This window comes from Anabaena azotica FACHB-119 (genome assembly GCF_014697625.1).
Lineage (GTDB): Bacteria > Cyanobacteriota > Cyanobacteriia > Cyanobacteriales > Nostocaceae > Trichormus > Trichormus azoticus_A.
In genome coordinates, this window is the sequence record NZ_JACJSG010000102.1 from 1 (window position 1) to 7,739 (window position 7,739).

The 7,739-nt window shown below is 41.5% G+C and carries 13 protein-coding genes; 2 read left to right on the top strand and 11 right to left on the bottom strand.

The window, feature by feature from the left end; translation table 11 throughout:
* Window positions 1–109 precede the first annotated feature (109 nt).
* The 11 genes from H6G83_RS34225 to H6G83_RS34270 all read right to left on the bottom strand — a co-directional run bounded on the left by H6G83_RS34225 (window position 110) and on the right by H6G83_RS34270 (window position 7,069).
* A complete protein-coding gene (locus tag H6G83_RS34225; RefSeq protein WP_190480545.1) occupies window positions 110–259 on the bottom strand; it encodes a BRO-N domain-containing protein in 150 nt (49 codons plus the stop codon).
* Between the two features lie 17 nt (window positions 260–276).
* Window positions 277–1,854 carry an FtsB/FtsL family cell division protein gene (locus tag H6G83_RS34230; RefSeq protein ID WP_190480547.1) on the bottom strand — a complete coding sequence of 526 codons (1,578 nt, stop codon included), beginning with the start codon at window positions 1,852–1,854 and terminating at the stop codon, window positions 277–279.
* On the bottom strand, window positions 1,836–2,051 hold the full coding sequence (locus tag H6G83_RS34235; RefSeq protein ID WP_190480549.1) for a hypothetical protein: 216 nt from the start codon (window positions 2,049–2,051) through the stop codon (window positions 1,836–1,838). The genes H6G83_RS34230 and H6G83_RS34235 overlap by 19 nt, the downstream gene beginning before the upstream one ends.
* Window positions 2,035–2,238, bottom strand: coding sequence for a hypothetical protein (locus H6G83_RS35090; protein WP_206759026.1), 204 nt, complete (start codon window positions 2,236–2,238; stop codon window positions 2,035–2,037). The genes H6G83_RS34235 and H6G83_RS35090 overlap by 17 nt, the downstream gene beginning before the upstream one ends.
* 2 nt (window positions 2,239–2,240) lie before the next feature.
* Window positions 2,241–2,918, bottom strand: a complete 678-nt coding sequence (locus H6G83_RS34240) for a hypothetical protein (protein ID WP_190480551.1) — start codon at window positions 2,916–2,918, stop codon at window positions 2,241–2,243.
* A 39-nt stretch (window positions 2,919–2,957) separates the two neighbouring features.
* Window positions 2,958–3,359: a hypothetical protein gene (locus H6G83_RS34245; protein WP_190480553.1), complete on the bottom strand. Its 402-nt coding sequence runs from the start codon at window positions 3,357–3,359 to the stop codon at window positions 2,958–2,960.
* The gene (locus tag H6G83_RS34250) at window positions 3,308–3,997 is read right to left on the bottom strand and encodes a hypothetical protein (protein WP_190480555.1); all 690 of its coding nucleotides are present in this window, start codon (window positions 3,995–3,997) and stop codon (window positions 3,308–3,310) included. The genes H6G83_RS34245 and H6G83_RS34250 overlap by 52 nt, the downstream gene beginning before the upstream one ends.
* Window positions 3,960–4,487, bottom strand: a complete 528-nt coding sequence (locus tag H6G83_RS34255) for a hypothetical protein (protein WP_190480557.1) — start codon at window positions 4,485–4,487, stop codon at window positions 3,960–3,962. The genes H6G83_RS34250 and H6G83_RS34255 overlap by 38 nt, the downstream gene beginning before the upstream one ends.
* Window positions 4,488–4,840: 353 nt before the next feature.
* Entirely contained in the window at window positions 4,841–5,656 is an 816-nt protein-coding gene (locus H6G83_RS34260) for a hypothetical protein (RefSeq protein WP_190480559.1), read from the bottom strand.
* Window positions 5,657–6,340: 684 nt separating this feature from the next.
* Window positions 6,341–6,697: a hypothetical protein gene (locus H6G83_RS34265; RefSeq protein WP_190480560.1), complete on the bottom strand. Its 357-nt coding sequence runs from the start codon at window positions 6,695–6,697 to the stop codon at window positions 6,341–6,343.
* Between the two features lie 117 nt (window positions 6,698–6,814).
* Entirely contained in the window at window positions 6,815–7,069 is a 255-nt protein-coding gene (locus H6G83_RS34270) for a hypothetical protein (protein WP_190480563.1), read from the bottom strand.
* A gap of 131 nt (window positions 7,070–7,200) precedes the next feature.
* Here H6G83_RS34270 and H6G83_RS34275 point away from each other — a divergent pair, with 131 nt between their 5' ends.
* Window positions 7,201–7,479, top strand: coding sequence for a hypothetical protein (locus H6G83_RS34275; protein WP_190480564.1), 279 nt, complete (start codon window positions 7,201–7,203; stop codon window positions 7,477–7,479).
* A gap of 14 nt (window positions 7,480–7,493) precedes the next feature.
* A complete protein-coding gene (locus tag H6G83_RS34280; protein ID WP_190480566.1) occupies window positions 7,494–7,637 on the top strand; it encodes a hypothetical protein in 144 nt (47 codons plus the stop codon).
* Window positions 7,638–7,739: the final 102 nt, after the last annotated feature.

A 7,739-nucleotide genomic window follows, 5' to 3' on the forward strand; every position in this document is an offset into this window, starting at 1 on the left:
AGTCCAAAGGAATTTATCTCTTCAAGTAGCTCGTGACTTTATTTTAGAACACCTAACACAGAAGTTGGGATTGACTGCATAGTATCAACTTTCTGTCAATGCGTAAGTCCTATCTTCTTCTTTTTCTACCGTTAACCGCAATGGAAGTATCAATGTCTAAAATTATGCAGACATCATTGGCAATCCATTCTGGCTTGTCAGGTGTACCAACAAAACGGACTTCCTGAGACTCAAAAACAAATACTGAAAGGTTAGACATAAATTTCTCCCTTAAAACTAAGCAGGAATAGTATCAAATCGATAAGCCTGAAATCTTCTATCCAATAAGCCAGATTGCACAATGCCGTCGCCACGGCCTTGAAGTGAAGTTACAGCTTCGCCCCGGCGCATCAACACCATGCGACCACTGACAGCATCAACACAACGGAATGCAATCCGGCATGGCAGATTATCACGTAAATCAGGGGGTAATCCCTGTGGATCATCCTTACCTCGTTTAGCCCCACGTTGTAAACCAACGACTACATGAATCTTTAACCCACGTCCACGCCTAGCCACCTCACACAACTGCTGATCGTAGGCTCTACGCATTTGCTCATCCAGTGGAACAGTACCTTTGTACTCATCAATTAACAAAACCCATGCAGGCTGCCCAGCTAGCTCGGCTTTGCTCATCTTGTTGCGGCGATCGCACTCGTGGTAGTATTCCCCGACGAACTCGAAAGTTTTACCCATGTCGTTCATCGAGATAGTGGGGAAGCGGTCAGCAAAATCTTCGTAGTCGCTGACCTTACCACCGCATATGTCCACCCGCGCACCTTGCTGTAGCAAACAGTAAGCGATCGCACGAAACAGATTGGACTTACCAGAACCCGTAGTTCCCACACAGAGAATTTGTGGTGTATCCTCACTGGCTAAATCAATCAGGACTTCACCATCCAGGGATTGACCTAGCACAATCAGGCGATCGCCCAAGTTCCAATGTCTAACCGGGAAGTTATAATAAGTGCGGTCTTGTGGGAGAAGTGGTACTTCTATGGCTACTTGTTCAGGAGCATAAATATAGATTGGTAAATCACTCTCTTTTACTCCCAGCGCCAGTTTAGCCGCCGCCTTAAATTTACTTAATGAGTTAAAATCTTCAGTTCTGACAGAGAAAATCAGTCGCTCGTAACTGGGAGCCTTATCAACCCGTAAGCATTGAGTAGGTAGCCCTACTACTTTTGCTGCTTTTTGCAACCCCTCAATTTTGGATGAGCTAGTAACTGGTACAGTAGCGATCGCTGCTTGACTCTCGCTTGCTCCTGCACTCACCGTCACCACCGAGGCACTTTTCATCTGTTGAGCTTGCAACTCCAACTGTTTTTGATGAATTTGAGCTTGCAGTTTAGCTTGTTCAAATTGCATCTCGGCTTCAGATGCCGCGAGTAAAACATTACCCAACGGCTCACCGTTCTGAATCATCCCCAAGGCCATGCGTTCAATTGCACCGTTCTGTCCAGTTAGACTAAGAACTTCACTAAACAGTGGCGCTGTCTTCTGCAAAAGTCCCAACTGTCTTTCGGTACGCTTGTCGGCATCTTCATTTTCACGCTTTCTTTCGGCAGCCGATGAGAGGAATTGTAACTGTTCTTCGGCTTGGGTGTCCTTGAGCGCTGCTAGCATATCCTCTACTCGCTCTTTATCCTGATAGTGGCGCATCAGCTTACGCAACTCTACCCCAGCTACACTTGATAGTGCGATCGCTGTGATATTCGTGGGAATAAACAACTTCACATTTTTAGGATTAGCTGACAAAGTTAGGCACAAAGCAGCTAACCCAGTTGAACCAATTTTTACCCAGCTAAAAAGCATTTTATCCACCCAAAAGCTAACCCAGCAGCAATCACTTGTAACAACATTGAGTTATCAGATTTACCTATGGAATAAGTGATGAATGCTCCTACTCCTATAACTACAGATGACCAAGGTAATAAACTGATTAATTGCGCTACTGCCATTGCTATCACGAAGGCGCAAATCCATATTAGTAATTTACAGATTTGGGACATTATTGTTTGCCTTTATTGTTGACTGTTGTTGTCGGCTTTGTCTTACTTGTAAAACAGCACCAGCAGCGACAGCGCCACCGCCTATAAATAGTGTGATTTTTGGATTTAGTATCTGACTTGCAAAATAACTAAATGCTAATGCTACTAATAGCCCAGAGATTGATAGAACTATGTACTTTACTTTCATGACTAACTCGCTTTTTTAACTCGTTGTGTAACACCAACTGCACCACCCTCATACCGTTGTTCTCTCAGTTGGCGAAATCTATCAACTAAAGAACTAGTTTGTTCTTCATAAGGAGTGGGTTCTTTTTTAGTAGTCTCAGTGTTTAGTTTCTCTTGTTTTTTGGCTTTCCCTTCTGAATACTGTGAGGCGATTCTTCCCAAACTAATTTCTAAATCGTCTTGTATTCCCGCGATCGCTGAACGTGAACCACCTACAGCTTGCCTAAATTTCGATTCCAAATTAGCTAAGGACGTAGCTAAATTCTTTTCTAATTCAGCGTGTTGTACTCGTGCCTCAGCTACATTCTCACTGACCTCTGCTTGTTTTTCACGAACCTTATATAAAGCTTTGAGATAACGACTAATAGCAGTCGAGTATTCAGTCCAGTTTTTTACCTGAAACTCTGCACCTTTGGCTTTATCTACCGCCGAAGCTACATCTTCTTCGGTCAAGTCGCCAAAAACTTTGATATCGACAGGTAGCATATCAGCAATACGCTGGGCATTTGCCCAAACAGCCGATTCCAAGCCAAAGTGTGAGTCAGGAAATACTATTGCTTTGCTGACATCGCCGCTTAGATCAGACAGGGTTAATGCTCCATCTTTAGTATCTTTGGAAGTTTCTGATTTTTGTTTTCCCATTGTTCTGATTCCTGAGTTCTGAGTTTTGCATTCTAAACATCATTCGACATTTATCAATGAATCACAAGGTTGATATTCAACAAACACGTCATCTTCAAATTCTTTCCACTCTCCATCTAATGAGCGAAAATGACGGGTATTATTCTCTATTTTCACCTCCAAATTAATATCAGGAAACTTAAAAACATTCTCCTTCTCAATTACCTTGGTTAATTCCGTATCTATGCCAACTCTCATCCCCAGATGTAATGCAATTTCCTGTTTTTGGTATTTCTGCCAGTAATAAGAAAATTCTTGTTTATCTAGGAAGTTGACATTGGTTATAGGAGTGCCATTCTCAAATAACAAAGCGAATATCCCCAAGGCGGGGTAATGTATTTTGGCTATCCCTAAGTTGTTTTCGTAGCTCCAGTACGCTCGGTGGAAGTAGGCTGTTTGCAAATTATTTTCTCCAGTTTTCTAATTAACATTTTTGTTAATGACTGCCATACCAATGACCACGCTCTTTCTTGCTTTAGTCGTGATTGAGCCAGAATAATATCTGTTTGTGAAGGGATGATGTTGCCGTACTTTTCTAGGTTGTTAATTGCTACCTGAAAACTGACAACTTCATCCTCTGTTGGTGGTAAATCTGGGGCTACAGCCGTCGCTAATCTCTCCATCACCCCAGTTAATGTTGCTGACTCCTCCTTTATCCTTAACAACTCTTGAGATAACACTTCAATCGCCGCCAAATTCGTCTGTGCGATCGCATTCTGAAATTCCATCAACTGGCCTTCAATTTGGCGCTGTACTTCCGCCGAGATGATTTCGGTAATGTTGGCGAATCCTTTACCAGAGTTTACCGTGTCGATAAACTCCTGAATTTCAGGTGAAAGACGGGAGGCAGGGGGGCAGGTTTGTGCTGGGGGCAGGGGAGACTCTTGAGGAAAGGAAGCACTTTGCTCTGTGCATGGGGGAGAATCTTTCCCCTCTGCTCCCTGCTCCCTGCTCCTTGTCCTGTTCCCTTCCCCTCTGCTCCCTGCTCCCTGCTCCTTGTCCTCAAGGGGTGATACTGGGTATGCACTCGAATTGTCCATCTTCCAAGTCCTTCCACTCCAAAGTGATCCCAACATTAGATGCAAAATTTTCCACCGTCTGCTTCATCGTTTCGTAACTTAAACAGCTACAAGCGTCTATGATTTGGGGTAGCTCTACCTCAATAAATTGTTTTTGAGTAACTGCTAACTGCTCCCTTTTCTTTTGTGCCATCTCTGCTCTAGCTAATTGCTTACCTTCTTCTCTGGCTTGCTCAACTGTCTCTAATCTGGCGATTTCCATTGCCTTAGCAATCTTCTTCTCATTCGATGCTTGTTCTTGAATGACTTGCTGATCCTTAATTAGCCGTTTGAGGATAGCCAATCGCAAATCATCATCAAACGCAATCTGTAACTCTTCAATTACTACTGCTTGAGCAGACGGCGCTGTTGTAATATTTTGCGACTTTCCTCTGACTATACTTTTAGGTTGTGCCTCAATAGATGTTCCGGTATCGGTTGTTTGTACTGTTAACTCGCCTCTACGTGCCATACTGTTTTTCCTTAATGATTAAAACTGTGAGCATAGAACTCAGGATTTAGAACTCAGAATTCAGGAGTCAGAATTCAGGAGTCAGGAGTCAGGAGTCAGGAGTCAGGAGTCAGAAGTTATGAAGAGAAGTCAGAACACATTCGTCAGAAGTCAGAAGTTATAGACCATTACATTCAAGTGGTTTATATTTTTGCTCTTCCCATTCTGGATTCTGAATTCTGAATTCTGGATTCTGGATTCTGAGTTCTGGATTGTGACTCCTGACTTCTTCTAGCAATAATTGCAATATTTTCCACACAAAACAAAATTAACCGTGAATGCTAGTACGTTGTTAAACCCGTCTAATAACTTAATCATGCTGTTCTCCTTTGTGATGCTTTTTGTTTCCACTGCCCTAGTTCAGACACAGAGTAGTGCCTTCGCTTACTGAAGTCTCCCCATTTATATAAGGTGCGTGGCGAGACTCTATATCCACAAGCAGCCAAGTACAAATGTAATTCTCTACCTTTACACCCGCTCATTTGCCATCGATGCCACATCTTGGCACTGGAAGCTGTTTGTATACTCATCGCTCGACGTGACCAATGTCTCATCATCACTAACATTTGAGTCACTGATGGAAACTTTTTTGTCGGATGATCATGCCGCCAGCAGGCCATATATGTCAGTAATGCTGCCTTGCCCTCATCCACATAGCGTTCATACTTCGGTATCCCCAAATACTGTTTCCAACTCGCCCAACAATTCCTCGATATCTCCCGGTTCATGATGCGATCGCAGCACTTTTTCACTTCACTCAAGGCTATTTGTTTTGGGACTGTCTTGACCTCATCGGCTACGAAAGCCTCTCCTGAATTTACTTGGTCACAAAACTTGGAAAATACCTCCTCTAATAAGAACTCGTTCGCCTGATAGTAATCCCTCAAACTACGATAAGTCACTTTTTTCTTTGGATACTGCTTTCTGTGCCATGCCAAACACAGCAGCATCTTTGTCTGCTCTTGTGTGTACTTCCTTGCCGACACTTTAAAGCCTTGTGCGTACACTGCACCTGCTATTCTCTCCCAATCAAACCATGTGCGTGAGCTAATTTCGCTCCCACGAATCGTTTGACAGATTTTTTTCAGGTTGATTGATTGGCTTATCCAATCTTCTAATACTACTGGCATGGTTCAACGATTGTAAAACTAAAGTGGCTGTCAATATTGAAAGAGTTATTGTCATGATGGCTGTACAAAATTCTAACAACCCTGACGAATTTTTTTCTTCTACTTCTATCTCTTCAGTCCTACCATCAAATGATGTTTTTGTGTATTTTGTTCTCTTGTACACATGATTTTCTCCTAGAACTCAGAATCCAGAATCCAGAATCCAGAACTCAGAATCCAGAATGGGAAGAGCAAAAATATAAATCACCTAAATGATAACTCTATAATTTCTGACTCCTGAGTCCTGAGTTCTGACTTCTCTTTATAACTTCTGACTTCTGACTCCTGACTCCTGAGTTCTCTTCCTGTACACATGAGGATATCTCCGTATATATAGACACTTGTACTTCTGAATACTTGTACTACACAGCCCTCAATTTGAAAAAAACTGTACCCATTTTTCGGGGTTTAGAAATCAAAATATGTACACCCCGTTTGCTAACATTCTGCTCAATCCATTCTGGGCAAGCATTTGAACATTGTAGCATTGCTGTATTACTCCAATCTATGATTTTTAGCTGCCTTCTACAAACCTATTTTTGGGAATTTTCCGCAGTATTAATGTAGTTTGTCATCAAAGGCAAAATCCGCTTTTTTCCTTGTTCTGTCGATGTAGTAGATTGTATTTGGCATTCAATCAGCCGTTCACTTTTTTAAGAGACTGACTACTTTAACCCCCTTTTGCTGTACTGAGTCTCTATGTGTTTGTTTTAACGCTTTTAATCTTGCATCTACATCCACTCCGTAGCTTTGAAATGTTTCTTCAATCTGCTGCCGAGTCATTTGACGAAAATTTTCTTTGCTGTTTCTCCCATGTTTTAATCCCAGGTAAATCTGAAGTTCTAAAACTTGCCGAATCTGCTCCCAATTTAGGTATTTATTCCCAAACAGTTTTAGGGTTTTTAAATATTGATTGATTGTGTCTTTTGACTGAATCTTCAATAAATCTCGACAATCCTTAATGCTTAACTGCTCCATTGGCTGGTCGAACTGTTGAACCATATCCAAATACTAAAATACCCACGCTTGGTGGGCAATGGACTTTGTTGACAACTTTGTTGATAAATTCTATTTATAGAAAATTTTTCTATTGAACTAAAAATTTTGTTTGATTTAGGGTTAAGCAATTACCAACAATGAACGACTATCTACAGGTTGCTTCCCCTGTTGAATCCAAATATTATGTTGCATAGCTGCCAAAGCTTTCACCCTAGAGGATGGGTTACGTTTGGTTACTTTACCGTGACAAGCATAAGCTGCCATTGTCCGAGCTTTGATTTTTAGATATTTAGATGCCTCTTCATAAGTCAGTCCCCAAGTTTCACAAAAAACTAAGGGGTCTAACTCTTCAAAAATGGGTGTATTTTTATCCATAACTTACCTACTAATCAAGGTTCTACCTGAATAAATTAGGTTTTCACTCTTTCTTACCATACTATACCGCACCAGATTTGCATATATGACGTAAACTGCCGTACTATCAAAGAACTGATTTACAACTATGTATGCCAAAACAAGGATTTAAAACCATTACTGTTCCTGAGTGGATTATTGATGAAATTAAAAACCAGCCTGATTATCGCGGTAATCAAGCAGCCACACTGGGGCAATTAGTTAAGGATGGAATCGCTGCTCGTAGTAGAAGATTAGAACAACCAGAATTATTGACAGCAAGGATACTAAATCATTTGCCTCGTTGGGATAGAAAAGAATCTTGGAAATTGGCTCTAACTATTTTACAGTGGCTACAAGAAAGTGAAGCTACTCCCCTTGACAGGAATTAATACAATTTGAAGCAATGCGAATCAGTGCCAGATTAATTCGTAGTCAAGATAATGTGGTTGTGGAAGCAGATTTAGTGAAGCTCACACAGAAACATACTAGTGATTATAATTCTCAGTGGAAAGAACAATTAAAACTATCTGGACAAGCAATACCTTAGCCAAAATCAGAGAGTGAAGAGGTAGGGCGTTTCGTAGTAGAGTTGTTGTCTCTCACAACGACAACTCAAAAACCACTTATCGCCCATGCCCGATATCTTATC

Bases quoted from the DNA above. Each gene is read 5' to 3' on its own strand.
- H6G83_RS34225 (WP_190480545.1), bottom strand. From the start codon at position 259: ATGTCTAACCTTTCAGTATTTGTTTTTGAGTCTCAGGAAGTCCGTTTT.
- H6G83_RS34230 (WP_190480547.1), bottom strand. From the start codon at position 1,854: ATGCTTTTTAGCTGGGTAAAAATTGGTTCAACTGGGTTAGCTGCTTTG.
- H6G83_RS34235 (WP_190480549.1), bottom strand. From the start codon at position 2,051: ATGTCCCAAATCTGTAAATTACTAATATGGATTTGCGCCTTCGTGATA.
- H6G83_RS35090 (WP_206759026.1), bottom strand. From the start codon at position 2,238: ATGAAAGTAAAGTACATAGTTCTATCAATCTCTGGGCTATTAGTAGCA.
- H6G83_RS34240 (WP_190480551.1), bottom strand. From the start codon at position 2,918: ATGGGAAAACAAAAATCAGAAACTTCCAAAGATACTAAAGATGGAGCA.
- H6G83_RS34250 (WP_190480555.1), bottom strand. From the start codon at position 3,997: ATGGACAATTCGAGTGCATACCCAGTATCACCCCTTGAGGACAAGGAG.
- H6G83_RS34255 (WP_190480557.1), bottom strand. From the start codon at position 4,487: ATGGCACGTAGAGGCGAGTTAACAGTACAAACAACCGATACCGGAACA.
- H6G83_RS34260 (WP_190480559.1), bottom strand. From the start codon at position 5,656: ATGCCAGTAGTATTAGAAGATTGGATAAGCCAATCAATCAACCTGAAA.
- H6G83_RS34265 (WP_190480560.1), bottom strand. From the start codon at position 6,697: ATGGTTCAACAGTTCGACCAGCCAATGGAGCAGTTAAGCATTAAGGAT.
- H6G83_RS34270 (WP_190480563.1), bottom strand. From the start codon at position 7,069: ATGGATAAAAATACACCCATTTTTGAAGAGTTAGACCCCTTAGTTTTT.
- H6G83_RS34275 (WP_190480564.1), top strand. From the start codon at position 7,201: ATGCCAAAACAAGGATTTAAAACCATTACTGTTCCTGAGTGGATTATT.
- H6G83_RS34280 (WP_190480566.1), top strand. From the start codon at position 7,494: ATGCGAATCAGTGCCAGATTAATTCGTAGTCAAGATAATGTGGTTGTG.